Here is a 26,416-nt window from a genome sequence, read left to right as displayed (position 1 = left end):
AGCTGACTTGTATTTGAAACCGGCATGTTAGAGGCAATGCTTCCAGCGCACGTCTTTTTTTGCCACAAGCGCTGGAGTCGCTGGCCCTGCAACGGCTTCCGCGAGAATGGATATTCTCAAAGCGAAAACGCTCTAAGATAAGGATGTTGCATGATTATAGGTGTGCTGGAAACACTGGTCATTGTGGCCATACATATCCTGTCGTGGATTGCCGTCTGCCATGCGCTGCTGACCAAGCACGACCCGCGCGCGGCCCTGGGCTGGACAGTTACGGCCCTGCTGCTGCCGCTGATCGGCCCGCTTTTGTATGCCACCTTTGGCATCAGCCGGGCTGAAAGCCGCGCCAGCCGCATCATGCGGCGTCAGGAACCCCTTGAGCCGGACTACGCCCACCCGCCATTTTCCAACAACCCGCCGGAAAAAATCCCCGACTACATCATCAGCATGGAGAAAGTCGGCCGCCACCTCACGGAACAGCACCTGTCCGGCGGCAACAAACTCATGACCCTGCACAATGGCGACGAGGCATACCCGCAAATGCTCGCGGCCATACGCGAAGCCAGAGAACAGGTCTTTTTGTGCACCTATATCTTCAATGCGGGCAAGATTGCCACAGAATTTGGCGACGCCCTGACCGAAGCTGCGCAACGCGGCGTGGATGTTCGCCTGCTGGTGGACGGCATCGGCATGCTCTATTCCTGGCGCAAACCCTGGAAAAAACTGGCGGTGCACGGCGTTCAGGTCGCCATGTTCCTGCCGCCGAGGCTTTTTCCGCCCAACTTCAGCATCAATCTGCGCAATCACCGCAAAATGCTTGTCTGCGACAATACCGCCTTCACCGGCGGCATGAACATTTCCGACGACAACATAGCCGCTGGCAAGACCAAGTACGTTCAGGACGTGCACTTCCATTGCCAGGGCCCCATTGTGGACCAGTTGCGCCGCGCTTTTCTGCTCAACTGGGGCTTCTGCACCGGCAAATACTCGCCCCTGCCCCCGGCCAGCGGCCTGCCGGTCGGTGAAAGCCATTGCCGCATCATTATGGACGGCCCCGGCTCCGAAGCGGACGTGCTCAATGATATTTTTTGCGGCGTCGTCAACGCCGCCCGCCAGTCTGTGCGCATCATGACTCCCTATTTTCTGCCCACGCACGGCTTTATGTCGGCCCTGCGCAGCGCGGCCCAGCGCGGTGTGGACGTAAAAGTGGTGCTGCCCGCCAAAAACAATTTGTTTTATGTGCACTGGGCGCAGTTCCGCCTGCTGCCTACCCTGCTTGAGGCAGGCGTGCGCGTCTGGTATCAGCCGCCGCCCTTTGCCCACACCAAGCTGCTCACCGTGGACTACTATTACAGCCAGGTAGGCTCGGCCAATCTGGATCCCCGCAGTCTGCGCCTCAATTTTGAATTGAATATGGAAGTGTTCGATCCGCAGTTTTGTGAAGGCATCGCCGCCCATATTGACGATGTCATCAGCCGCAGCACCGAAATGACGACAGACAAGCTCAAAACCCTGTCCCTGCCCGCCAAACTGCGCAATGCCGCCTGCTGGATATTCTCGCCGTACCTTTAGGAAACGCTGATTTATTCCGTTTGGCGTCGTTGCTTCACTTTTTTTGAAACAGTCGAGGACGAAAGAGTCCACTCCTGCTTCAAAAAAAGATCGCGCCTTGCCAAACAAAATAACTGCGCGTTTCCAGGAGGCTCTTTAATCAGTGCTTCCTTAGGAGTGCCTGTTGAGAGGCTTTGTGGGGGAAGGACCCTTTTGTAAAAGGGTCCCTCCCCCATGCCCCCTCCCCCCAAAACCCTTGGTGGTAACCATCTTTGACGTTGAAAAAAGATACGCCTCTACTGCTGTACGAAAATGTAGCGCCTTACAAAATAGAGACAGCCCGGTTTTTCCGGGCTGTCTCTATTTTCAGGCTGTTGCCAAAGAATGGCGCGCTTGGCAGGGCGGCAGCCGCCACCAAGTGGCGTGGATTCTGGCGCAAACCACGTTTTTCGCCAGAATGATGCGTTGAAACTCTCCTTGTTTCAAAAGCAAAATGCTCTAGGCCGAGCTCGCGCTGGACATGACGCAGTTTCTTTGCAGCTTTTTACCAGCGTAAAGATAAAAATCCGCTTCCTTGATAAGGGAGTCAAAGGTCTTGCCCTGAGAATACGCCACCACGCCCAGGGTTACGGTCGTGTTGATGGTAATGTCACCATCATAGATAGTCGTTTTTTCCACAGCCTCGCGCAGCCTCTCTGCCAGAACCAGACCTTCATCCAGCCGCAGCGAAGGGGTGAGAATGAGAAATTCCTCGCCACCCCAGCGCGAGGCGCTGTCCTCGGCGCGGATATGCTGGGAAAAAATCCCCGCAATGGCCTTGAGCACCCTGTCGCCAGTGTCATGGCCATAGGTGTCGTTGATGGACTTGAAGTGGTCGATGTCGGCCAATATGACGCAAAAATTGAGATCCTCACGCTGCGCCCGCGATACCTCCTGCTCAAGCCTCTCATACATGGCCCGCCGATTGACCAGACCTGTGAGAAAATCACTGTAGGCCACGCGCTGCAATTCCTGGTAAGCATAGTCCAGCTTATTTTTTTCCTCGCGCAGCGCGGTCTCGTCTTCCATGAGCTTGTCTATGAAAAGATTGATCATGCTGGTCAGCCTGCGCTCAAAAATGAGAATCATGCCAATGTACAGCAGACTGATGATGAAAATGAGCCTGGCATATGATGAAACCTGTTTTTTGAAGGCATTGTTGAAATCGGTTTCACGTTTTGCCACGATGCCCAGCATGTCGTCGGTGTGTATGCCCGTGCACACGACCCAGTCAAAAGGCTTGTAAAGCCGGGCGTAGGCGAGCTTTTCACTCAGTTCGTCAGAATTGAGTTTTTTGAAGACATAGGAAAAATAGATGCTGCCGTGCTTGAGCACGCCTTCCAGCTCTTCCTTGTAAGACAGGTTGCCTGCCGGATCCGCAGTTTCCGTGGACAGCAGCACCTCCTCATCCCCGGTCATGGACGGATGCACCACCCGAACGGCATAACCAGGCCCACCGCTGTAGTTACGGATGCCGTTAATCCACACATACTGGTTGAGCGGGAAACGCAGGCTGCGCACAATGGCTATGCTGCGCTTCTTGGCGATCTCGTTCAGGGCGTCCTCAATGGCAAAAATGACAATGAGGTTATTGTCGGCGAGGTTGCCCACGGCCCATACAGGGAACTCTTCCGATGGACCCTGCTGCGCGTGCTTGAATGCCTCAAGCAGCTTGGGCACAAGGGCCTCCTCGTCCGTCCAGAGGATCTTCTGCTTTTCGCGGTTGTACACAGCAAGGCCAATGCCCGTATTGTGCAGCACAAAGCGCGTGGTACGTTTGGTCACCTTGGGGTCAAAACTGCTTATAATATCGGGTGTCTTCATTTTCAGGGTGGACAGCAAGGAGCATTGGGCTTCGGCCAAGGTCTGATATTCTGTAAATACCGTCTCGCGTATGACGCCAATTTCTGCAATGACCCTTTCCACCCTTTCTGCAAGGGCGTCTTTTTTTTCACCAAATATGCGGGCCTTTGATTCGGCCACCATCGCGTCGAACTGCTTGCGCACCGATATGAAATAAGGCACCGACAAAGCCACAGCCAAGGCCAGCATCGCCAGAAAGCTTGTTGCGTAATAGAATACCCGAATTTTCCTTCTAGCCAGTCTTTCCATTTACATAACCTTGCTGGAAGCCAATATCTTTGCAGCATTTATAACTTTTTATACAAAATGTTAAAAAGCCTATGTCATCTTAGCAAAAGACATTTTTATTTGAAAGCTCCACATTCCCTCTCATATCAGTAAATTGCAGGTAAATATACCTTTATACATAATCAGGGCTACGCGCATGGCGGGTGGCTCTCCGTTTCGCGCGCTAGCGCGCTCAAGTGGCTAAAACGCCTTCACTCACGGTGCAGAGGGGATGACAGACGCTCAAGCACATTCATGTGACGCCGGGCATGGACAGCTGCTGCCAATGGTGACACAACGATTTCGCAATTGCTTATCTGAACAGTCTGAAAGGAAGTTCCCAATGCCTCAGACAACCGACTCCGCGCACGAGACCACAATGCCCGCAGCGCAAGAACATCGCCCCTTGGCTGGTGCATCTGTTCTTGCCCCCGTTTCTGGAAAGCGCCGCTTCACCCCCGCCCTGCTGCGGCGCAGCATACAGGTCGCGTTCGCCGTTTTCCTCACATGGGTGGGCTGGAATTTTTACCTTTACGTGCAATGGGCCACGGGAAAAAGCCAGGTGTTCACGCCCAAACCGCCTTCTGTTGAAGGGTTTTTGCCCATTAGCGAACTTATGGCTGCCCGTCGCCTGTTTGAAACCGGCATGTGGGACATGGTGCATCCTGCCGGACTGACGCTCTTCTTAGCCATTGCCCTCATGGCCCTGCTGTTTCGGAAGGGGTTTTGCGGCTATATCTGCCCTGTGGGCCTTGCCGCCAACCTGCTGGGCCGCTTGGGCGAGCGTCTTGGCCTGAACCGCACTCCACCGCGAAAGCTGGAACTGGCCCTTTTGGCTATCAAGTATATTCCGCTGGCATTATTGTGCTATTTCAGCCTTGTTGTCATGAGCGTGGACGAAATCGACTCTTTTATGGGCGCGCCCTTCAATATGGTGGCCGATTCAAGCATGCTGTTTTTCTTTTTGCGGGCCTCAACCACCACGCTCATTATAGTGGGCGTGATTGTGGCCGCCTCGTTGGTGGTTCGCAATGCGTGGTGTCGGTATCTCTGCCCATATGGGGCGTTTTTGGGTATTCTTGCGCTGGCGAGTCCGGTGGCGGTGCGCCGCAATGCCGATGCCTGCACAAGCTGTCGCCGCTGCCAGCGTGCCTGCCCTGCGGCCATTGCCGTGCACCGTAAGGAGCGCGTCAATTCGCCGGAATGCCTTGGCTGCACGGCCTGTATTGAAGCCTGTCCGCAAAAGGACTGCCTCCATCTCTCTGCGGCGAACCGTCATATCCCCTTTTGGACTGTTGCCGCCGGCTGCCTGGCAGTGCTTTTTGCCGCGTACCTGTGGGCCGTGAGCACCGGGCACTGGACGTCTGATATCCCTCCGGCCATGCTGCGCCGCTTCCATATGCTCCAGTTTGGCGGATAAATAGGCATTCACGATTGAGAAGTAAAATGAAAAAGCCCCTGAACAGGGGCTTTTTTTGAAATCATAAAGCAGAGGAACGTTGAGAGTGATGTTGCTCTGGCGGCGCGAGCGCACGCTCACGTGAAAGAACAAAGCGGCGTGTTCGCGCCATTACAGGCTCAAGCGCGCGTCCACGGTCTTCGGAATGCCATTCACAAAGGCATCTTGCCCTGAAGCCGCCTGTGAAAGCCTTATTCCACGGTAACGCTTTTGGCCAGATTGCGGGGCTGATCCACATCCTTGCCAAGATAGTCCGCCGTTTCATAGCTAAACAACTGCAGGGCGGGAAGGGCCACAAAAGCCGAGAGCGGGGCGGGAAGAGCCGGGATTTCCCAGCGATCTTCCGCGTCCAGTTCCACGCCCTTGTTGGTCAGGGCAATGACCTTGCCCTGCCGGGCCTGAACCTCGACCATGTTGGACTTCACCTTGGGAAGCAGCACGTCGTCCAGAGCCAGGGCGAACGTGGGAAAGCTCGGATCGATGAGCGCTATGGGGCCGTGCTTCATTTCGCCCGCCGCATACCCCTCGGCGTGGATGTAGGAAAGCTCCTTGAGCTTGAGCGCCCCTTCCAGCGCAAGAGGATAGCAGTGCCCACGGCCAAGGTAGAAGAAATTGCGCGCCTGCGCGTACTTGCGGGATATTTCCTTGGCGCGGTCGTGCAGCGCGGGCAGGCAGTCGTCCAGCAGGGCAGGCAGGTTTTCCAGAATTTGCAGGGTGCTGCGGCACTCGTCAGCGGGCAGGCAGCCTTTGCGCGTTCCCCAGTACAGAGCCATGAGGGCCAGCATAACCATCTGGCTGCACATGGCCTTGGTGGAGGCCACGCTGATCTCCGGCCCGGCCTGGGTATAGAGCACGGCGGAAGCGTCCCGCGCGATGGATGAGCCCACCACGTTGCACAGGCCAAGCACGGTCACGCCGTTTTGTTTGGCAATGCGCAGGGCCGCAAGGGTGTCCGCCGTTTCGCCGCTCTGGCTGATGACAAGCACCATGTCGTCCTTGTCAAGCAGCAGGGTGTCGCGGTAGCGAAACTCCGAGGCGATTTCCACCTGCACGGGCACGCGCGCCCAGTGTTCCAGCAGATGCCGCCCCCACAGGCCCGAATGATAGGAAGTGCCGCAGGCCACGATGTGCAGGCGTTTCGGCACGGGCAGAACGTCCAGTTCTTCCAGGCGCACCTGGCTTTTGTCCGCGTTCAGGCGGCCAGTGAGGCCGTCGGAAATGACGCGGGGCTGCTCAAAAATTTCCTTGAGCATAAAGTGGCGGTAACCGCCCTTTTGCGCGGCCTGCATGTCCCACTGGATGGTCTGCGTTTCGCGCCTCACGGGACTCAGGTCTTCAAGACGCATGATTTCAAAGCTGCCCGCCGTGGCGCGCACGAGGTCGCCGTCCTGCAAAAAGACCACCTTGCGCGTGTAGGGCAGAAAAGCCGGAATGTCCGAAGCCACAAAATTTTCGCCCGTTCCCTGGCCGAAGATGAGCGGAGCGGACATGCGCGCGGCATAGATGACGCCGGGTTCGTCCTTGTCCATAAGGCATACGGCGTACGCGCCGTGCGCCTCGCGCAGGGCCGTGGCAAAGGCGTGCAGCAGGTCGGGCGAGGTCTTGCGGCGCTCGGCCACAAGATTGACCAGCACTTCGGTGTCGGTTTCAGAGCTGAAGGTATAGCCCTTGCCCGTCAGTTCCGCCTTGATTTCCTGGTAATTTTCAATGATCCCGTTGTGCACGATGGCCAGAGAGCCGTCGTTACTGCAATGGGGATGGGCATTGCGTTCGGCGGGCACGCCGTGCGTGGCCCAGCGCGTGTGCCCCATGGCGCAGGTGGGCGTGGTGACGGGCTCATGGGCGAGCTTTTCTTCCAGGGCGGCCAGTTTGCCCATGGCGCGCACCACATGTATGTTGTTCTGGCGCACAAAGGCCACGCCAGCGGAGTCATAACCGCGATATTCAAGCCTGCGCAGCCCTTCCACCACAACGGGAACGGCCGGTCTGTGTCCTGCGTAACCAATAATGCCGCACATAACGTGCCTCCTTATATGCAGCCGGAAGACCGTGCCCCCCGGCGCCGCGAAAATTCACGGCTCTGAAACGTCCTTGCCCTTCTCTGGCGGCGGGTCTGTACTGCCTGCGCCATGCTCACATGTCTTGCTCTTACAAACAAGGCCGGAGCCGTCAAGCGGCTCCGGCCAGAATAGTGTAGTTTCAGGCGCAACAGCCTCTTTATTCAGGTTGCTAAAGATGTGGCGCACACAAAGCTGCGCGCGCAAATCCCGCCGCCTGACAGGCGCTTGCCGTTACATATTCTTACGGTCAACAAAATCTTCGTTGTAAACCTTGATCTTGGCGCTGGAAGCAAGCCGCTGCATGAACATTTCAAACAGGGCATTGGCACGGTCACGGGTAACGGCATTGGCCATGATATCCTTGACCATATCCCATTCGGCCGCGTCAGGGGGCTGTACGCCCTTGACCCGAACGAGAACGGCGCCGGATCCGTTGTCGCCCTCAACCGCGTAGGCCACGGGCAGCCACTGGCCAACCTTGGCTTCAAACAGCGCTTCAGTCATTTCGGGATTGGGCGCAAAACCGGGCAGACCGCCGTTGCGCTCCACGCCCTTGGCAATCTTGATTTCACGACCCTTCAGACCCGCTGCGCCCAGGGGCGCGGTGTCCAGCTCCTTACGCAGCTGGCTTGCGGCGTCCATAGCCGCCACAAGGGCCTTTTCTTCGACCAGGGCCTTGACAATCTGGCCCTTGACGGAGTCCAGGGGAGCCGTGGCTGCAGGCTCGGACTTGAGCACGCGGGCCACCACATAGGACTTTCCGGCCTCAAGCGCCGTGTCCACGGGATTGCCCGCCGGGGTGCCCACAAGAACCGACGCGCCTTCGGCAGTGACGCCCAGCGTCTTCACGAGGTCGGCTGAGGAAAGCAGGCCGGTTTCACCCCATTTGAGACCGTACTTTTCCGCGCTCTGCTTGAGGGGGCGGCCAAGGATATTGTCTTCAACAAGGCTGTCCACCACGTCGTGCAGCTTGTCCACGCCCTGTTCCTGGGCCATGGTGGCCAGAATTTCGGCTTCCACCTGCTTGAAGGGCGTCAGACCGCCGGCCTTTTTTTCTTCAACCTTGATGATGTGCAGGCCGAACTGGCTGCGCACCGGAGCGGAAACCTTGCCCGCGTCAAGGGCAAAAGCGGCGTCTTCAAAGGGTTTCACGGTCATGCCGCGCTTGACCCAGCCAAGTTCGCCGCCAGGCCCGGCGGCGTTGGGGCCGTTGTGCTCGTCGGCCACAGCGGCAAAACTTTTGCCAGACTTGAGCTCGGCCTCAATTTTGGCGGCCTGCTCCTGGGCCTTCTTCACATCAGCCTCAGAGACGTCTTCAGCCAGGGGCACAAGAATATGGGCTGCCTTCACTTCTTCTTTCTGCTCAAAGCGGGCGGCGTTTTCTTCATACCACTTCTGCGCGTCGGCCGAGCTGATGCTGCTGGCCTTCACGAGATCCTGCGGATTCACCAGCACATAGGAAACGTCGGCCTTGGCGGGAACGGCGAACTGGGCCTTGTGGCTCTCGTAGTAGGCCGCCACCTCTTCATCGGTGGGTTTGATGGAAGAGGCGAAATCCGCCTCATTGATGAAAATATAGTCCACATCCCGCTTTTCACGCAGGAATTCAAAGCGCTTCTGCGCTTCGGCAGGGTCGGCCCAGGCAGGGGCCGTCACCATGGAGTAGATCTTTTGCCGCAGCATCTCGCGCGCCGTATCCTGCTCGAACTGGGCGGGCGTAAGGCGCTGCGCCGCCAGAATGCGGGAGTAGACGGCGGGATCAAACTGCCCCTTTTCATTCTGAAAGCTCTTGATGTTGCCGATGGCCACGCGCAGTTCCACCGGCGTGATGGTCACGCCTGTGCGGGCGGCCTCCTGGGACAACAATGTCTGGGTGACCAGGTCACGCAGCACCTGACGGCCCAACTGCTGCTGCTTCAACTGCTCGCGCGTGACTCCGGGGTTGCTCCGAAGCATGTTTTCTTCGGCATTGCGGTAGGCCTGCTCGAACTCGCGCATGGTAATGGCGTCGCCATTGACCACGGCCACCAGAGTGCCCGCGCTGCGGTCGTTAAAGTTGCCCACGCCCCAGAAAACAAAGACGAGGATGATAAGCGCAAAGGCCAGTTTGACGCCCAGGGACTGTGATTTATCACGGATATACTCAAGCATGCGGACTCCGGAATGCGTAATTGCTCTTGACGTAGAGCGGCATCATATGCGCAATCCTGTGGAAACTCAAGAAAGACTGCACATCCGTCGAAAGTAGGGGGGACGCCTCTACTTTATGCCCAGTTTGCGCATACGGTGTTGCAAGGTGGAGCGCGGAACGCCGAGCAGACCCGCAGCCCCGTCCGGCCCGGAAAGCTTGCCCCCGCTGAGCCGCAGGGCCTTCTCGATATGCGCTTTTTCGTTTTGCTCAAGGGTGGGCAGCGTAGAGGAAGCCCCCCCCTTTTCAGTGCCCGGCTGGGGAAGTATGGGAACCTGCCAGCCTCCCGATGGCGCGCCTGGCTGCGGAGCGACGGCCGGAACCGTCGGCCCGGACGCAAGGCCGTCTGCCGGCGTTTTCCACAAATGCAGGGCCTCGGCCACGAAACTGTTGGTAATGGGGCCATCCAGCGTTTGCAGCAGCAGGCGGCTCACCACGTTGCGCAACTCGCGCGTATTGCCGGGCCAGGGGTGCTCATGCAGGGCTTCCATGACAGAACGCGTAAGCTTTGGCGGGGTTATTTCATATTCCTTGGCAAACTGCTTTACAAAATGGTCCACAAACAGCGGTATGTCATTCTTTCTTTCGCGCAGCGGCGGCATGCGCAGCACCACTGAACCAAGGCGATAATAGAGGTCCCGGCGCAGGCGGCCTTCGTTCATGGCGGCCCCAACGTCGATGTTGGTGGCGGACATGACGCGGATATCCACCCCGATGGGCGAAGCCTCGCCCACACGTTCAAAAGAGTTTTCTTCAAGCACTTGCAGGAGCTTGCTTTGCATTTCTGGTGCAAGCTCTCCAATTTCATCAAGAAAAAGCGTACCGCCCTGGGCCAGCTCAACACGGCCTACGCGCTTGCTCGTGGCCCCGGTAAACGCCCCCTTGGCGTAGCCGAACATTTCACTCTCAAAAAGGGTAGGGGGCAGGGAAGGGCAGTTGACCTTCACAAAGTTGTTTCCCCTACGCGGGCTGTGCCTGTGCAGCCAGCGGGCCATCATGCTTTTGCCCGTACCCGTTTCGCCCACGATCATTACCGCGATGTGCAGCTTGGCCACCTTGCGCGCCAGGGCCATAAGGCTGCGCATGTCTGGCGTTTCAAGCAGGCTTGTGGCCAGCTGGATACTGCCCGTGGTGTCCGTGTCAGAGGTTTGCGGCATGGCCGCATGCGTGGCGCGGACCTTTTCAAGCCTTTCCTCGGACAATACGGCAAAAAGAAAGGTGGACAACACCGGGCTGAGCTCCAAAAGCACATTGAGAATCTGCACGATATTTTCAGGGGGCTTTACAAAGGAAACGTGCAGAGTGCCGATAACCTCGCCGCTGACGATGAGCGGCAGGGCGATGGTGGAGTTGAGGCCCACGGTGGAAAGCGGCATGGGTGAATCGCCAAAATCGTGTTTGGCAAGGTCATTGATGACCACAGGCTTGCGCGAGGCAATGGCCAGGCCTGCCACCGTGTTCTGGGCGATGCGCGTGTTGGAGAGCGATTCCACCACGGTGCCGTCGGCCGCCGTAAAGAGATTCAGGAATTCCCTTTCGGCGTCATATAGGTTGATGCAGAAACGGTCATAGTGAAACAAAACGCGAAGCTGCTTTGCAAGCATGCGAAAAAAAGCATTACGGTCCATTTTTCCCACCACCAGCCTGGCCAGATGGTGCACCACCTGGCCCACAGTCCGGGAAGGATTGCTCAAACCGTCTGCTGAAATCTCATAGGGCATGTACTTCACCTCTGCCCACATTTAATCATTTCTTTGCCCAAATACAAGTAAATTTCCCATAAATGGGCATAGTTAGTTGAACAATCAATCAACTTTGTGAAAAAATATCCTTTGATGACGCAGGCTCCGGCTATCCAACCCGCTTTGGCACGCACCTTGCTAATACATGAGTACAAACAAGGTAAGGCAAGTGATCGCGTTGCATCTGTCGCTTAATGCACGAAAATAATCTTGTATTTAAAAGCCTGGCAAATGCAAATACGCATTATCTTGTATGCAATAAAGATCGCTTGTCCATTAATGTACGTTTTATTACTACCATACTATCCAAGGAGACCAGTATGACAACCCACTTTGTGGTGCATGAACCCGGCGACAGCGTCGGCGTGGTCGTGGTTGAAGGCGTCAAAAAGGGCGACCAACTCAACGGCTGGGTTATGGACGGCGACACCACACTGGTGTTTGAAACCCTGAGCGACATTCCGATCGGCCACAAGATCGCCCTTCAGGACCTCGCTGAAGGCGACACCGTCATCAAGTACGGCACCGACATCGGCAAGGTGATCAAGCCCATCAAGCGTGGCGAACACCTGCATGTGCACAACGTCAAAACCAAGAGGTGGTAAACCAATGAACAAGACATTTATGGGCTACCGCCGCGAAAATGGCCGCGTGGGCATCCGTAACCATGTGATCATTCTGCCTTTGGACGACCTTTCCAATGCCGCCTGTGAAGCTGTGGCCAACAACATCAAGGGCACCATGGCCCTGCCCCACGCTTATGGCCGCCTGCAGTTTGGTGAAGACCTTGACCTGCATTTCCGCACCCTTATCGGCGTGGGCAGCAACCCCAACGTGGCCGCCGTTGTCGTCATCGGCATCGAGCCCGTGTGGACGCAGCGCGTGGTGGACGGCATTGCCAAGACCGGCAAGCCCGTAGTAGGCTTCGGAATTGAGCAGCACGGCGACCTGGAAACCATCCGCGCCGCTTCCCTCAAGGCCAAGGAATTTGTGCACTACGCCAGCGAACTGCAGCGCACTGAATGCAAGATGAGCGAGCTGTGGGTTTCCACCAAATGTGGCGAATCCGACACCACTTCCGGTATTGCCGCCAACCCCACCGTTGGCAACGCTTTTGACAAGCTGTGGGAAAACGGCGCCACCACCCTGTTTGGTGAAACCACCGAAATCACCGGCGGCGAACACCTGGTTGCCGCCCGTTGCGCCACTGAAAACGTGCGCAAAAAGTTCATGGATTTCTTTGACCGCTACGCCAAGGTTGTTGACGACCACAAGACCAACGACCTTTGCGACTCCCAGCCCACCAAGGGCAACATCGAAGGCGGCCTGACCACCATTGAGGAAAAGGCCCTCGGCAACATCCAGAAAATCGGCCGCAAGGCTCCGGTTATCGGCTGCCTCGACAAGGCCGAAACCCCCACCGGCCCCGGCCTGTGGTTCATGGATTCTTCTTCCGCCGCCGCCGAAATGGTCACCCTGTGCGCCGCTTCCGGCTTTGTGGCCCACTTCTTCCCCACGGGACAGGGCAACATCATCGGCAACCCCATTCTGCCCGTGATCAAACTGTCGGCCAACCCGCGCACGGTGCGCACCATGAACGAGCACATCGACGTGGACGTTTCCGGCATTCTGCGCCGCGAAATCAATATGGATCAGGCTGGCGACATGCTGCTTGAAATGCTCATTCGTACCTGCAACGGCCGTAATACCTCGGCTGAAGCGCTGGGTCATCGTGAATTTATCATGACCCGCCTGTACGAAAGCGCGTAGAGGTTTACACGGAGAGCCGACGCCGGTCACTACCCGGCTTCGGCTCTCCGTGCCCTTGGGCGCAAACCTGGATGCAGTGCCGCAAGCTGGTGGCGCCCCCCCATACACTACCTGTGTTTGAGGTAAATATGTCAAAAAAGATTTTTTCTACGCTGTATTTCAAGGTGCTTTTGGGTATTGCCCTGGGCATTGCCTTTGGATTTATTCAACCTGATATCGCCGTAAAGCTCAAGCCCCTCGGCGACGCTTTCATCAATTTGATCAAGATGATCATCACGCCGGTCATTTTCTGTACGGTTTCCGTGGGCATCGCCCGCATGGAAAGCCTTAAGGCAGTAGGACGCGTTGGTGGCAAGACACTGCTTTACTTCGAAATAGTCACTACTCTTGCATTATTTATCGGCCTTGTTGTTGTCCATTTTGTCCAGCCCGGCGCCGGTATCCACGCCGACCCTGCCACCATGGACGCCTCAGCTCTGGGCAAGTTTGCCCACGCCAAGCAGCAGTCCACCCAAGAATTCATCATGGGCATCATCCCCCACAGTGTGGTGGGCGCCTTTGCTGAAGGCAATCTCTTGCAGGTGCTCCTGTTCTCCGTGCTGTTCGGCATGAGCCTTTCCCACATGGGTGAAAAACCCAAGCAAGCCATTCTCGGCACGCTTGACCGCTTCAGCAACGCCTTTCTCGGTGTGGTCAACCTGATCATGAAGCTTGCGCCTGTTGGCGCTTTTGGCGCGATCACCTTCACCATCGGCAAATACGGCGTGGGCGCTCTGGCCTCCCTGGGCAAGCTTGTAGCCTGTCTCTACTTAACAAGCGCTCTTTTCGTCATTATCATTCTTGGGCTCATCTGCAAGTTCTCCGGCATCAGCATCTGGCAGCTCATAAAGTACATGAAGGAAGAAATCTTCATTACTCTCGGCACTGCCAGCACTGAGGCCGTTCTGCCCCGCAGCATGGAAAAGATGGAAGCCCTGGGCATCAAGAAATCCGTGGTCGGTCTGGTGTTCCCCACCGGCTACTCCTTCAACCTGGACGGCGCGGCCATTTACCTTACCATGGCCGCCTCCTTTATCGCCCAGGCCATGGACATCCATCTTGACATCCAGCACCAGATCACACTGATGCTCGTTCTGCTGCTGACCTCCAAGGGCGGCGCGGGTGTCGCCGGCGCGGCCCTTATCGCCCTTGCGGCGACCCTTTCGGCCACCAATATCATTCCCGTAGTCGGCATGACCCTGGTTATCGGCATTGACCGTATTCTTAACGAAATGCGCGCTGTCGTTAACCTCATCGGCAACTGCGTGGCCACTGTGGCCATTGGCCGATGGGAAAAATCCATAGATCTTGACCATGCCAATCTTGTACTCAGCGGCAAGGTCGATGTGGAAGATCTGCTGGAAAAGGACGAAGACCAGAATATCATTGACAATGCTTCTCCGGCTGCCGCGCCGCAGTCAGTAAAGTAGGGCACAGAAACACTCCTCCATGCCCATTTAGCGCGCCCATCCGTCCGAACCGTCATACCCTCGGGCGGATGGGCACAAAATCAACCCCAAAGCACCGCTAAGGCCCAACTCATGCGCTTTGTCATAAACCGCACACTGGATCGCCTGCCCGCCGGCATCGTAAGCCTGTATTCCGACCTTGCCGTTGCCGACATCTGCGACGCCCTGGGCCGCAACGCCGCCCTGCCCTCGGCCCTCAAGCCGCTTGGCCGCAGCCGTATGCAGGGTTCAGCCTATACCGTCAACCTGCCCGCCAGCGAAAACCTGCTGCTCTATTACGCCGTGGACAACGCCCAGCCCGGCGACGTGATTGTGGCCTCATGCGGCGCGTATGAAGAACGCGCGGTGTGCGGCGAAATTATGGCCAATCTGGCCATGAAGCGCGGACTGGCCGGTTTTGTCATTGACGGAGCCGTGCGGGATGCCCGCGCCCTGCGCGAACTGCCTTTTCCCGTGTATGCGCGGGCGGTTTCGCCCAATGGCCCGTACAAGGACGCCTGCGGCGAAATCAACGTGCCCGTGAGCATAGGCAATGTGGTCATCAACCCTGGCGACATCATTGTGGCTGACGACGACGGCATCGTGGCCATACGCGGCGAAGAAGCCGAAACCCTGGCCGCGCAGGCCCAAAAGATTACTGATGAAGGGCTGGAAAAGCTGCGTCGCATTGAAGAGCGGGGTACGCTGGATTTCACCTGGCTGTACGAAAAGCTCAAAAAATCCTGCTGCACCATCAACAACGGCTGCTAGAGCAATTTCACTTTGAAATTGCTCTGGCGGATGCGGAAGCAGACGCCCGCTACGGAGGCGTAAGCGCAGTTTATCTGCGCGGTTCAACGCCGAAGTGAGTGTGCCTTAAACTTTGAGAATGTATATTCTCAAAGTTAATCTGCTCTAGGTCCTGTTGCAGCCTGCGATTATGCGGGCAGCCCTGACGGAATGCGCCACACGGCTGGCTGCAACGTCAGACGACGAACAAACGTAAAACGGCCTGCCCGGCAAACCGTGCAGACCGCAAGCGGAACAATTGCAGAGCAATTTCAGCAGAAAAGGCATTCCTTTGACGTTGCGCGCCGCGCTCCCTGTTCATTGCTCATCAATCCATATCCCCAAGAAAGCACTGGCAGATACGGCAATGATGCGGCGCTGATTCGCCAGAGGCAAGAAACCCCGGTGTTGAACCGGGGTTTCTTTATGTTAGCCGCATATATGGCTTGAGTCCTGATTTTTGTGCAGCTGCGGCGGCAAAGGCCGGGCGCGTCGCTGGCGCGTCAGTCGATGGGGTGTCCCGCTGCGCGGTACTCGTTAAGCTTGTTGCGCAAGGTGCGCACTGAAATGCCCAAAAGATCCGCGGCCTGCGTCCTGTTGCCCGAAGTGGCCTCCAGCCCCTTGAGAATCATGATGCGCTCCATCTCATGCAGGGGGATGACCGCGCCGCCTGACGCCAGGGCGCTGCCGCCCGGGCTTTGGTTCAGGCTCCTCAGCGCGTCCTGGACGCCACTGGAGCCCTCGGACGGGGCTGCCTGACTATCTACCTCATGTGCGCTGTCCAGACCCGCCCAGGCGGCGTCAGGGCTGTAGTCGCTCTCGCTTTCGTCAGGGTCACATTGAGCTTCGTCTTCCTCGAACAGCGGCCAGTCGTCATTTTCAAGCAGAAAATGACGCGGCTCCACCGGGCGGCCGTTGGCCAGAAGCACGGCGCGCTCCATGAGATTTTGCAGTTCGCGCACATTGCCGGGAAAGTCGTAGTCGCGCAGCCAGTCCATGGCGCTCTGGGACAGGACGGCCTGCGGCAACGCATATTCGCGCACGTACATGTCCATGAAAAAGTGGGCCAGTTCCAGCACATCGTCGCTGCGCTCCCGCAGTGAGGGCAGACGCAGGGGAATGACGTTGAGCCTGAAATACAGGTCCTGACGGAATTTGCCCTGCTTGACCCAGTCTTCCAGATCGCGGTTGGTGGTGGCGAGTACGCGCACGTCCACCTTGAGGGTTTCCGTGCCGCCGACGCGGTCGATCTCGCCCTCCTGAAGCACACGCAAGAGCTTGGCCTGAAGGGCCATGTCCATTTCAGAAATTTCGTCCAGCAGCAGGGTTCCGCCGTCGGCCAGCTCGAATTTGCCGGGTTTGCGCGCAATGGCCCCGGTAAAGGCTCCCTTTTCATGCCCGAAAAGTTCGCTTTCCAGCAAATGCTCCGGCAGGGCGGCGCAGTTGACGGCCACAAAGGCTTTGTCGGCGCGCTTGCTCATGGCGTGCAGGTACCGGGCGAACATTTCCTTGCCTGTTCCCGATTCGCCGGTAATAAGCACCGTGGCGCGCGATCCTGCCACCTGACGCGCCAGTTGCAGAACCCTGGTCATGGCCGGGTGTCTGCCCACGATGCGCGGCCCCGCAGCGCCCACATAATGGGGTTTACGGCCGCCAAGGGTGGAGGAGGGCGGAGCCGCCTTACGGGCCGCCCCGGCGCCCATTGTCCGGGCCACGGCCACAATGCGCTCCACATCAAGAGGCTCAAGCCAGTAATCCCTGGCTCCAAGACTCATGAGGCGTTCGGCCTCCTCGGCCGTGCCCTTGTCCGTAATGACGATGACAGGAGGAAAATTGGGGTCTTCAGCACCCACGGCCAGGAGGTCTTCAACCCTGAAGCCGGGCAGGGAAGGACGCGCAAAAATGATCCCCGGGCCGGATTTGCGGATAAATACTGAAGCTCCCTTGAGATTTTCAGCAATTCCAAGTTCATAACCGGCGTCGCGCAATGGAGGAAAGACCGTTGTTACGGCTTGGGCGGGGGTAAGAAAGAGTAAACGGCGCGTCAACATGAATTTTTCTTACCGTGTCGTGCGATACAATGCAACCAAGGGATGCCAAAAGACAGTAAAACTTTACATAGATGCGCCCCCGCACGCAGAGAGCAATGTACCTTTTGCATTGTCAGTCTCCTGCTCGGGCGGCTGCGTGAACAGACGTCCGCACGGCAAGAACGCGGAGCTGCCGCGCCGCTGCCGGACGCACAACACTGCTGACAAGAGGCAAAGCCTGCCGTATACAAAGGGGCATGTCCAAACCCCAATTACTCAAAATTCTGGAACAGGTGTCCACAGGCGGCCTCAAGCCAGAAAACGCCCTGGAACTTCTTGGCACACAGGCTGTGCGGGATACCCTGCACGGGCTTACCCTTGACCCGCAGCGCGCCTTGCGCACCAGCCTTTCCGAAGTGGTTCTGGCCCAGGGAAAAAGCGACGCTGCCCTGCTGGCCGCTGTGGAGGGGCTGTCGCATCACGGCCCAGTGCTGGTCAGCCGCGTGAATCCTCATCAGGCCGCGCTGCTTGAAGAGCGCTTTTCCGTGGGCAGTTACTGGCCCGACTCCCGGCTTTTCGCCCTTGGCGGTTCCTCGAAATTTGCCAGGGCCGTACAGCCCCCCTGGCCGCAAGAGGGCGAAGTCATGATTGTGACCGCAGGAGCGGCGGATATTCCTGTGGCCCTTGAGGCATACTGCTGCCTGGCTTTCTGGGACAAAGATTGCGGTCTTGTCTCAGACGTGGGCGTGGCCGGTCTTGACAGGCTCACAGCCCATGTGGAAGCCCTGCGCAAGGCGCGGGTCATCATTGCCGTTGCCGGTATGGAAGGCGCGTTGCCAGGGGTGCTGGCCGGCCTTGTTTCCTGCCCGGTTCTGGCTGTGCCCACATCGGTGGGATACGGCGTCGGAGCAGGGGGGTTTGCCGCCCTTTCCACCATGCTCAGCACATGCGTACCCGGCGTGGCCACCCTCAACATAGATAACGGCTTTGGCGCGGCGGCCTTTGCCGCAAAGCTGCTGAACAAAAACTGACAGACTGCGAGGGCAAGACACGTAGCCCGGGCTAGCCCCGGCACCTTTTGCCATATATAAAAAATAATTAATTATTTTTAATAGTTATATAAGTTATTCACATTTTTCAGGCTAAAAAAACCCGCCGCAATCCTCAACCTGTTTTCAGGCCGGAATTGCGGCGGGTTTATCGCGCTGTTTGTTTTATAAAATCAGGCCCAGCCGCTGGTGACGGCTCCCAGGCCAAGGATGTTCGCGGCGGACATTCTGAACTGCATCTGCATGAATGACTGGGCGCTTTCTGCGGACAAAAGCTGGTCGGCCGCAGCCGTGCCGTCATTGATGACGGAAGGCGGATAGGAGATGACATCCGATGTGTCGGGCGGGGTGTTCTGCACCACCACGGCCAGACCGGACATGGGTTCAAAGTACATCATGGCTGCCCTCCTTGCGGGGGCGGCGTCGTCAGCGCCGACTCTTCCTGGCGGGTTTGCTCTTTTCTTTATTCACGGGCTTTTCGGGCGCGGCAACGGGCGCTACGGGCGCATCCGGCACCACACTGTCCACCGCGTATTCCGAGAGATTTTTTTCTCCCTTGAGATAGGCCAGTTCCAGGGCCACCGTCTTTTCAAATTCCGCCATGGCCCTTTTGGGAACCGGCTCGCCACGCGGGTTGATGGCCTTGGTGGGGTCAATGAACTTCCCGTTCTGCCGAAGCCGGAAATCCAGGTGCGGCCCGGTGGCCAGGCCCGTGCTGCCCACAAATCCTATGACCTGTCCCTGACGCACCCGCTGGCCCGTGGCCAGCCCCCGCGCGTAGCCCGAAAGATGGGCATACATGGACTCAAGACTGGCAGAGTGCTTGACGATGATCTGGTTGCCATAGCCTCCGGCCCAGCCGCGCTGTGTCACCACGCCTTCACCGACGGCCTTGACGGGCGTTCCCGTGGGCGCGGCGTAGTCCACGCCGTGGTGAGCCCGCGTATAATTCAATATGGGGTGCAAACGGCTGTTTGTAAAGCGGGAGCTTATGCGCGTGAAGGCCAGAGGAGCCTGCAGCAAGGTTTTGCGCAGGTTTTCGCCTTTGCGGTTATAATATTCGGCCCGCTGGTTGCCGTCACGAAAGAGGTAGGCCTCAAAGGTTTTGCCCTTGTTGGTGAAGTGGGCGGCAAGAATGCGCCCATAGCCCTTGTATTCGCTGTCCCGGTAGCGCTTTTCCACCAGGACGGAAAAAGAGTCGCCAGGCTGCAGATCACGGATGAAGTTGATTTCAGAGCCGAAAAGATCAGCCAGTTTGAGGGCCATCTGCGGGCTTTCGCCCAAATCCGCCACGGCCTGAAAAAGGTTGTCGCTGATGCTGCCTTCAACCGAACTCAGCAGCACCACGTACTCGATGGGCTCCACGCGCGCGGCGGGATTTTCGCTTCCTTCCACCACGAGGCGGCGGCGGCTGTCTATCTCGTATTCAAAGCGTTTGACCTGCCCGGATTCCTTGTCGGTCACAACAAGATAGGGCTGGCCTTCGCGGAAAGAACGCATGGAAAAAACCTGGCGGGCGGCGCTGACATACTGCTGCACACCCTGGCCACCGGCGCTTTCAAGCACCTTGCTGACAGTATCGCCTTTTTCAAAGGTTCCCCTGACCACCGCCTCGCCGGGCGCGGCCCCTGCGTCCACGGCGTCGGTATCGGCTTCGGCTCCAGTGGCGGCTTCGGCGCCATTGGCTGAATCCGGGCCAGCGCCATCGGCTGTCTGCCCTGCTGTCGAGCCGGTTGCACTGGCGACGCCTGTTTTTTGGGGAGAGGAAGAATCTTGAGCAACGGAATCCGGGTGGGATGCGGCGTCTGTTTCAGGCCCGGAAGGCCGGGCCGCGTCCGGAGCGGCGTTTTCACCGACAGCGCCGCTGTCCGCCGTTGTGGTCTGTTCCTGTTGCGGCGCAGCCCCGTTGCCGGATATAAAAGAGGGCACCCCGGCATGGCGCGCCAGAACAAAACCCAGCAGCACCAGCAGCAGAGCCCCAATCAACCATAGTCTTTTCATCGTAAACCCCATTGAGAGCTTATACCCATGGGGACAAGCCTTGTCCAGTTCAGGGGATTTGGGCCAGCCGCGTTGCCCGAAAAATACGGCAGTACTGCGGCCAGCACATTGCGCTAAGCACTGCTGAGGCTGCGCTTGCGCCTCTGCGCGAGCGTCTGCGGCGGGCGTCTGCTCCCGCCTCCGCCAGAGCAATTTCATTTTGAAATTGCTCTAAAGCAGCCCGCAGTACAGATATCCCCTGCCGCGCCGCAAAGATGCGGGCAGGATATGTGGTTACTGCCAGGCCTGCCAGAAAGCGTGCGGTTTTCCACAGTTGTCCACAAGCTGCCCTCCTTGCGGGTCAGGACGCGCCACTTGTTTGCGTTCATCTTTTGTGTTATGAACATCCCTTGTTCCTGTATGGCGGAAGCCGAAAAAAACGGGGCCGGGAACAACCCTGCGGATCAAGCCTTTATCCACAGGGCACGCCCTGTACGGGCACTGAACATAGAACTATGCTGAAAAACGAGTTGCGGGACATACTGGCGGAGCATCAGGCCATCGCGGGGGAAACCTCCTGGCTGGACAGCCTTACACTGCGCCAGGAAGAGAACACTCTGCGGGTGGTTTTTCCGCACATGTATTTCGCGGCATGGTTCAGCCGCCACAAGCGCGCCGCCTTTGAAGAGGCCCTCAACCACCACTTTGAAGGACTGAGCGCAAGGCCGGCTCCGCAAATCGTCTACGAGCGCGCCGCACCTCAGGCGCAGGCTGTGGAAGCCCACATGCCTGCCCACATGCCCGGCAGCGCGGATTCCGGCTCTGACAGCGCCGCGAGCGAAGCCACCCGTGAAGACCCTTTTGCCGGGTTCATTTTTAACAACAAAAACACCTTTCCTTTGGTCACGGCCAGAGAAATTGCCGAACACACCGAATCCACGGCCTATAATCCTTTTCTGGTCTGCGGGCGCAGCGGCACGGGTAAAAGCCATCTCCTGCAAGCCATTGCAGCCACGCTGGCGCGCACCACGGACACGGCGCGCATGGTCTGCGCCAATGCGGCCCGTTTTTGCACTGAAGACACGGTGTGGGCCAAAAGGCCCGAACTTTTCTGGCAGCGCTACGATGTCCTCATTCTGGACGACATACAGGACATGTCGGGTCACAGCGGCTGGCAGGGCAACCTTGTGGCTTGTATGGACGCCTGTCCCGGCAGGCAGGAGACCGGCGTTTCCCCTGCCCAGCAGCAGGGCGGCGCTTTCTCGTGCTGCACGCCCCTGCGTAAGGAAGGCAGGGGCAGAGCCGCCGCCCGCATGATTTTTGCCTGTTCCGGCCACCCGCAAACGCTCAAGACCCTGGACGAACGCCTGCGTTCCCGGCTTGAAAGCGGCCTTGTGGTGGAATTGATGGAACCTGACCTTGATGTGCGGCTGCGCTATCTGCAACTCATGTGCAAGGAGCGCCGCCTGCCCCTTACCCGCGAACAGCTGCTTTTTCTTGCGCAGCGCTGTTCGCAGTTCCGTCTTTTACAGGGGCTCATGCTCAAGGTCGGCGCGTATTGCGCGGTCAAAGGCCACAATCTGACCCAGATAGACCTGGAAAATATCGTGCGCACGGGCGTGGCTGAAAAAATGCCTGGCTGCCGCGAAATTCTGTCCGATGTGGCCAAGAGTCTTAACCTCAAGACCGAAGACGTTCTTGGCGTCAAGCGCCGGCCTGATCTGGTGCTGGCCCGGCAGATTGCCATGTACGTCTGCCGTAAAAAACTGGGGCTTTCCTACCCGGAACTTGGCAGGGCTTTTGGCGGACGTGACCATAGTACTGTCATCCATTCCATTAAAAAGATTAACAAACTTCTAGTTAGTGACAAAAGGGTCCAAACGTTAGTGACAGAACTTGAATTAAAAACACCCTGACCCCTCGCTGCTGCTGGATATCCCAGGTGGTTGTTCCCGGCGTTCCCTGAACGCAACCTGGAGTGTTCCATAAAAAGTTCAGTTTTTACAATGCGTTTTATAAATTACGCACATAGAAACAGCGCTAATAATAGTTAAGGAAAGAATTTATGAAACTAACTGTGAATAAAGAACAGATCATCGAAGGTCTGCTGAAGGCCGTTGCCATTATTCCCGCCAAGGCAGGGGCGCAGTATCTGCGCTCCATCTGGCTCAAGGCGGATAACGGCGGGCTTTCGGTCATGTCCACGGACGCCAACATCGAGTTCACGGGCTGCTATCAGGCAGAAGTGGCGGAGCCCGGCCTCATAGGGGTGCAGGGCAGAGCCTTTGTGGATCTGGTGCGTCAGCTGCCTTCGGGCGTGCTGCATCTTTCCCTTGACGAGGCGTCGGGCAATCTGCTCATTGAACAGGGCCGCCGCTCTTATAAACTGCCGGTAAGCGGCGCTGAATGGTTTCAGAATTTTTCCACCTTTCCTGAAGAAAACACCGTGACCTGGTCAGGAGACTTTCTTCAGGACGTGCTGGACAAGGTGACGTTCTGCATCAGCGAGGACGACGCCATGGACGCCATAGCCTGCCTGTGCATGAAGCCCAAGGGCAACGGGCGCATCGACGTGTGCGGTCTTAACGGCCACCAGTTCGCCCTTGTATCCTTTACCCATGACGAGCTTGCCGAGCGGCTGCCCGAAGAGGGCATACTCATCCAGAAGAAATACCTTCAGGATATCAAGAAATGGCTTGGCGTTGACGAAATTGAACTGAACATCACCGAAAAACGCCTGTACCTGCGCAGCCTTGGCAAGGCCGAGACCCTGAGCCTGCCGCGCGCGGCGCACCAGTATCCCGACTACAACATCTTCATGAGCAAGCTGGCCAGCGGCGACATGCATCCCATGACCCTTGAACGCAAGGAAGCCATGGAAGCTCTGGGCCGCATACTTATCTTCAATACCGAGAGCGACCGCTGCACCTATATGGACCTTTCCGCCAGCGAAGCCCTGCTTTCCGCTCAGGGGCAGGACGTGGGCTCGGCCAATGAAAGCCTTGAAGTTGCCTATGGCGGCGATATCAAGCGTATAGCCTTTCCCACGCGCAGCCTTATGGATGTGCTCGGACACTTTGTTTCCGCCAAGATAGACATGATGCTCACCGGGGCTGAAGGCCCCTGCGGCGTGCGTGGCGCTGACGACCCCGATTACACGGTCATCATCATGCCCATGAAGGTTTCTGAAACGACCTACTATAGCGAGGAAGACGTTTAATGGCTCCCCAAACCCCCGGTAACGGCGGCTACAACGCCTCTTCCATTACCATTCTGGAAGGGCTCTCTGCCGTGCGCAAGCGCCCGGCCATGTACATTGGCTCCACGGACGCGCGCGGCCTGCATCATCTGGTTTACGAAGTGGTGGACAACGCCATTGACGAAGCCATGGCCGGCTACTGCACGCGCGTTACCGTCATTCTGCACGCTGACAACAGCGTGACCGTGCGCGACGACGGACGCGGCATTCCCGTGGACATCCATCCCAAGGAAGGCGTGTCCGCTGTTCAGGTGGTCATGACAAAGCTGCATGCCGGCGGCAAGTTTGACAACTCCAGCTACAAGGTGTCCGGCGGTCTGCACGGCGTGGGCGTGTCCTGCGTCAACGCGCTTTCCGAAGAACTCACCGTGACCGTGCGCCGTGACGGCAAACGCTACCGCCAGCATTATTCACGCGGCATTCCCCTGGACGAACTGACGGTCATCAGCGAGGGCGTGGACGGCCACGGCACCACCGTGCGCTTCAAGCCCGACGAGGAAATTTTTGAGGTTTTCGAATATTCCTATGAAACGCTCAAAAAGCGCTTTGAAGAGCTGGCCTATCTCAACCAGGGCCTGACCATCGAGTGCATTGACGAGCGCATAGGCGAGACGCACGTTTTTCACGCCGAGGGCGGCATCCGGCAGTTTGTGGGCGACCTCAACTCCGGCGAGCAGGGCATTCACCCCATTATTTCCGGTGAAGGCCTTGTGGACAACGTCACCGTGGATTTCGCCCTGCAGTACAACGCTGGCTACAAGGAAAATATCCTTACCTTTGCCAACAACATCCGCACCAAGGAAGGCGGCACCCACCTCGTGGGCTTCCGCACCGCCCTTACCCGGGCCATTAACGGCTATATCAAGGGACAGGCGGATCTTGTCAAAAAGATGAAAAACACCAGCCTGTCCGGCGACGACGTGCGTGAAGGTCTCACAGCCGTCATCAGCGTCAAGCTGCCCCAGCCGCAGTTTGAAGGACAGACCAAGACAAAGCTCGGCAACAGCGAAATAGCCGGGCTTGTGGCCGGGGTCATCTATGACCGCCTCAATGTGTATTTTGAGGAAAATCCCAAGGATATCCGCCTTATCATCGACAAGGCCGTGGACGCCGCCCGCGCCCGCGACGCCGCCCGCCGCGCCAAGGAACTGGTGCGCCGCAAGGGCGCGCTTTCGGACAACGCCCTGCCCGGCAAGCTGGCCGACTGCCAGAGCAAGGACCCGGTGGAATCCGAACTCTTCATCGTGGAAGGTGATTCGGCAGGCGGTTCGGCCAAGCAGGGGAGAAATCCCAAGAATCAGGCCATCCTGCCGCTGCGCGGCAAGATTCTGAACACCGAGCGCACCCGCTTTGACAAAATGCTGGCCAACAAGGAAGTCAAAGCCCTTATTACGGCCATGGGCGCCGGCATCGGCGAGGAAGACACCGACCTCGACAAGCTGCGCTACCACAAGATCATCATCATGACAGACGCCGACGTGGACGGAGCGCACATCCGCACCCTGCTGCTGACCTTCTTTTTCCGTCAGTATCAGGAAATGGTGGAGCGCGGCTTTGTCTACATCGCCCAGCCCCCGCTGTACCGCGCGCACAATTCGCGCATGGAAAAATTCATCAAGGACGATGCGGAGCTCAACGCCTTTCTGCTGTCCCGCGTGAGCGAAGACGTCACCATTGTGGCGAGCAATGGCCGTGAATATACGGGCACTGACCTCACGACCTTTGTGGAGCGCCTTGAGAGCATAGAGGCGCGCTTGAGCGACGCTGAAATGAGCGGAACCCCGCGCGATCTCTTTCTGGCCATGACCACCTATCCTGCGCAGATTGACCCGGCCATGCTGGAACGGCAGGATACCGGCTTCACGGACTGGCTTAACGAGCGCGGCTATATGCTGACCCTTGAGCACGAAAAGAACGAGGATGAAGAAGAGCGCCTGTTCGCCATATTTGAGAATACCGGCGGTCACCAGACCCGGCGCGGCATGGAATTCTTTTCTTCACGTCTGTACCGCATAACCTGGCAGCTTTTTGCCGATCTGCGCCAAGAGTGCGGCGGCCTTGACTTCAGCATGCGCCGTAAAGACGGCGACGTGCCCGCAGAAAGCCTTGCCGAACTTGTGCGCATGGTGCTGGATGAAGCCCGCAAGGGCCTCAACATTCAGCGGTACAAGGGTCTTGGTGAAATGAACCCCGAACAGCTCTGGGTCACCACCATGAATCCTGAAAACCGCATTCTTCTGCAGGTTTCTGTGGAAGACGCCAACGAGGCCTCGGACGCCTTTGTGGAACTTATGGGCGACAGGGTAGAGCCACGCCGCGAGTTTATCGAGCGTAATGCCCTGGCTGTTCAGGATCTGGATATCTAGAGCATTTTAACTTTGAAAAAGTGTAAATGCTCTAACGCTGCACTTTTGTGCAGCGCGCCACAACGTGGCGTGGATTCAGCCGAAAATCGCATTTTTGGGCTGAATGAAAACTTTGAAATGTGAAGCATTTCAAAGTTGATCTGCTCTAGGGAAACGCTGGTTTATTCCGTTTGGTCGCGTTGCTTCACTTTTTTTGAAACAGTTGAGGACGGAAGAGTCCACTCCTGCTTGAAAAAAGATCGCGCCTTGCCAAACGAAATACCTGCGCGTTTCCAGGAAGCTCTTTACTCAGTGCTTCCCTGGACAAGATCAAATTGAAATGCTTTGCACTTCAATTTGTCATTTGAACTGATACTGTTGGAAGAGCGTGTTTCAGGGGGCCATGGTCAGGCCAAGCCCCCCTATGGTTTCTTCCGGTAGATTTTTTATTTTTGTTATGGCGCGAGAATATTGACCGGCAGTCGGCTTTTTTTCGCGCTATACCACTTGAAAAGGGGTTTCAGGGGGGTAGCCCCCCAAT

17 protein-coding genes are annotated in these 26,416 nt (G+C 57.5%); 10 read left to right on the top strand and 7 right to left on the bottom strand.

Annotated features, from left to right (window positions below):
* Nucleotides 1–150: 150 nt before the first annotated feature.
* Nucleotides 151–1,569 (top strand): phospholipase D-like domain-containing protein, encoded by a 1,419-nt coding sequence (locus tag DESU86_RS06980; protein WP_179980398.1) that lies wholly within the window; start codon nt 151–153, stop codon nt 1,567–1,569.
* A gap of 477 nt (nt 1,570–2,046) precedes the next feature.
* Here DESU86_RS06980 and DESU86_RS06975 read toward each other — a convergent pair whose 3' ends face one another.
* A complete protein-coding gene (locus tag DESU86_RS06975; protein WP_179980397.1) occupies nt 2,047–3,699 on the bottom strand; it encodes a sensor domain-containing diguanylate cyclase in 1,653 nt (550 codons plus the stop codon).
* Nucleotides 3,700–4,060: 361 nt separating this feature from the next.
* On the opposite strand from DESU86_RS06975, the gene DESU86_RS06970 reads away from it, so the two are divergent.
* A complete protein-coding gene (locus tag DESU86_RS06970) occupies nt 4,061–5,137 on the top strand; it encodes a 4Fe-4S binding protein (RefSeq protein ID WP_232088288.1) in 1,077 nt (358 codons plus the stop codon).
* 230 nt (nt 5,138–5,367) lie between these two features.
* Here DESU86_RS06970 and glmS read toward each other — a convergent pair whose 3' ends face one another.
* The 3 genes from glmS to DESU86_RS06955 form a co-directional block, all read right to left on the bottom strand.
* The gene (gene glmS, locus DESU86_RS06965; protein WP_179980396.1) at nt 5,368–7,194 is read right to left on the bottom strand and encodes a glutamine--fructose-6-phosphate transaminase (isomerizing); all 1,827 of its coding nucleotides are present in this window, start codon (nt 7,192–7,194) and stop codon (nt 5,368–5,370) included.
* 273 nt (nt 7,195–7,467) lie between these two features.
* A complete protein-coding gene (locus DESU86_RS06960; RefSeq protein ID WP_179980395.1) occupies nt 7,468–9,387 on the bottom strand; it encodes a SurA N-terminal domain-containing protein in 1,920 nt (639 codons plus the stop codon).
* 108 nt (nt 9,388–9,495) lie between these two features.
* The gene (locus DESU86_RS06955; protein WP_179980394.1) at nt 9,496–11,145 is read right to left on the bottom strand and encodes a sigma-54-dependent Fis family transcriptional regulator; all 1,650 of its coding nucleotides are present in this window, start codon (nt 11,143–11,145) and stop codon (nt 9,496–9,498) included.
* Nucleotides 11,146–11,486: 341 nt separating this feature from the next.
* On the opposite strand from DESU86_RS06955, the gene DESU86_RS06950 reads away from it, so the two are divergent.
* The 4 genes from DESU86_RS06950 to DESU86_RS06935 all read left to right on the top strand — a co-directional run bounded on the left by DESU86_RS06950 (nt 11,487) and on the right by DESU86_RS06935 (nt 15,194).
* Nucleotides 11,487–11,771, top strand: coding sequence for a UxaA family hydrolase (locus DESU86_RS06950; RefSeq protein ID WP_179980393.1), 285 nt, complete (start codon nt 11,487–11,489; stop codon nt 11,769–11,771).
* A 4-nt stretch (nt 11,772–11,775) separates the two neighbouring features.
* Nucleotides 11,776–12,936, top strand: coding sequence for a UxaA family hydrolase (locus DESU86_RS06945; RefSeq protein ID WP_179980392.1), 1,161 nt, complete (start codon nt 11,776–11,778; stop codon nt 12,934–12,936).
* Between the two features lie 128 nt (nt 12,937–13,064).
* Nucleotides 13,065–14,405 (top strand): C4-dicarboxylate transporter DctA, encoded by a 1,341-nt coding sequence (dctA, locus tag DESU86_RS06940; protein WP_179980391.1) that lies wholly within the window; start codon nt 13,065–13,067, stop codon nt 14,403–14,405.
* A gap of 111 nt (nt 14,406–14,516) precedes the next feature.
* On the top strand, nt 14,517–15,194 hold the full coding sequence (locus DESU86_RS06935) for an RraA family protein (RefSeq protein ID WP_179980390.1): 678 nt from the start codon (nt 14,517–14,519) through the stop codon (nt 15,192–15,194).
* Between the two features lie 521 nt (nt 15,195–15,715).
* Here the strand turns inward: DESU86_RS06935 and DESU86_RS06930 are convergent.
* Nucleotides 15,716–17,263 carry a sigma-54-dependent transcriptional regulator gene (locus DESU86_RS06930; RefSeq protein WP_179980389.1) on the bottom strand — a complete coding sequence of 516 codons (1,548 nt, stop codon included), beginning with the start codon at nt 17,261–17,263 and terminating at the stop codon, nt 15,716–15,718.
* Nucleotides 17,264–17,499: 236 nt separating this feature from the next.
* Between DESU86_RS06930 and larB the strand changes: the two genes are divergently transcribed.
* The gene (larB, locus tag DESU86_RS06925; protein WP_179980388.1) at nt 17,500–18,273 is read left to right on the top strand and encodes a nickel pincer cofactor biosynthesis protein LarB; all 774 of its coding nucleotides are present in this window, start codon (nt 17,500–17,502) and stop codon (nt 18,271–18,273) included.
* A gap of 191 nt (nt 18,274–18,464) precedes the next feature.
* Here the strand turns inward: larB and DESU86_RS06920 are convergent, their stop codons facing one another.
* Together DESU86_RS06920 and DESU86_RS06915 are read right to left on the bottom strand one after the other, a co-directional pair.
* Entirely contained in the window at nt 18,465–18,689 is a 225-nt protein-coding gene (locus DESU86_RS06920) for a hypothetical protein (RefSeq protein WP_179980387.1), read from the bottom strand.
* Between the two features lie 28 nt (nt 18,690–18,717).
* Complete coding sequence (locus tag DESU86_RS06915) at nt 18,718–20,292, bottom strand: M23 family metallopeptidase (protein ID WP_179980386.1); 1,575 nt, start codon at nt 20,290–20,292, stop codon at nt 18,718–18,720.
* A 494-nt stretch (nt 20,293–20,786) separates the two neighbouring features.
* Here DESU86_RS06915 and DESU86_RS06910 point away from each other — a divergent pair, with 494 nt between their 5' ends.
* The 3 genes from DESU86_RS06910 (at nt 20,787) to gyrB (ending at nt 25,896) form a co-directional block, all read left to right on the top strand.
* Entirely contained in the window at nt 20,787–22,187 is a 1,401-nt protein-coding gene (locus DESU86_RS06910) for a helix-turn-helix domain-containing protein (RefSeq protein ID WP_179980385.1), read from the top strand.
* A gap of 149 nt (nt 22,188–22,336) precedes the next feature.
* Nucleotides 22,337–23,491 carry a DNA polymerase III subunit beta gene (dnaN, locus tag DESU86_RS06905; protein ID WP_179980384.1) on the top strand — a complete coding sequence of 385 codons (1,155 nt, stop codon included), beginning with the start codon at nt 22,337–22,339 and terminating at the stop codon, nt 23,489–23,491.
* Entirely contained in the window at nt 23,491–25,896 is a 2,406-nt protein-coding gene (gyrB, locus tag DESU86_RS06900; RefSeq protein WP_179980383.1) for a DNA topoisomerase (ATP-hydrolyzing) subunit B, read from the top strand. The genes dnaN and gyrB overlap by 1 nt, the downstream gene beginning before the upstream one ends.
* The last annotated feature ends 520 nt before the right edge of the window (nt 25,897–26,416 follow it).

Source organism: Desulfovibrio sp. 86 (assembly GCF_902702915.1).
Taxonomy (GTDB): domain Bacteria; phylum Desulfobacterota; class Desulfovibrionia; order Desulfovibrionales; family Desulfovibrionaceae; genus Desulfovibrio.
This window is presented reverse-complemented; position numbering and strand designations above follow the sequence as displayed.